Raw genomic sequence first — 692 nt, 5'->3', positions numbered from 1 at the left:
CCCTCAATTACGTTTGTCTTGCGAGACGTGTCTGGTGGAGGCGAGGGACGTGTTGTCTTCCGGGCAGATCGTGAGAGTGGCGACTTGTTTGATGCACTGCACGCGAGGCTTGCGAAAGTGCTGGGCAGAGACTTCGCGGACAACGCATTGCGGATCGATGCGACACGGGATGGGCTTCGGCTTTATGGATATGCGGCCCTTCCAACATATTCCCGCGGTGCTGCAGTGGCGCAGTTCCTTTTCGTCAACGGTCGTCCGGTACGTGACAAGATGTTGATAGGGGCGCTTCGGGCGGCCTATTCCGATTTTCTAAGTCGCGATCGCCACCCCGCTGCGGCACTCTTCATAGACTGCGAACCCACACTGGTGGACGTCAATGTGCATCCTGCGAAATCTGAGGTTCGGTTCCGCGACCCAGGTGTGGCTCGAGGGTTGATCGTCTCGGCTTTGAAGCATGCTCTGGCTGATGCAGGGCATAGGGCGTCAACCACTGTTTCTGATGCAACCCTGGGTGCGATGAGGCCGGAGCCAATAAAGCCCGGCCCAGCCCGAGTCTATCAAATGGATCGGCCATCCAAGGCGGCGCGGACAGCGGCATACCAGGCTCAAGCTCCCGCGTTTGAAGACTTTGCCAATGAGCTGAGTGGAAACACTCCGGAGCTCAGCGTTCAAGAGAGTTCTCCCGCATCTGA

At 58.1% G+C, this 692-nt stretch carries 1 pseudogene; it reads left to right on the top strand.

Annotation, left to right across the window (positions count from 1 at the left end):
* Positions 1-692: pseudogene (locus Q1B13_RS26855) on the top strand (DNA mismatch repair protein MutL); the annotation flags it as partial.

It is taken from the genome of uncultured Ruegeria sp., from assembly GCF_947489545.1.
GTDB lineage: Bacteria > Pseudomonadota > Alphaproteobacteria > Rhodobacterales > Rhodobacteraceae > Ruegeria.
Note: the sequence above shows the minus strand (reverse complement) of the source record. Positions and strands in the feature narration are given on the sequence as shown.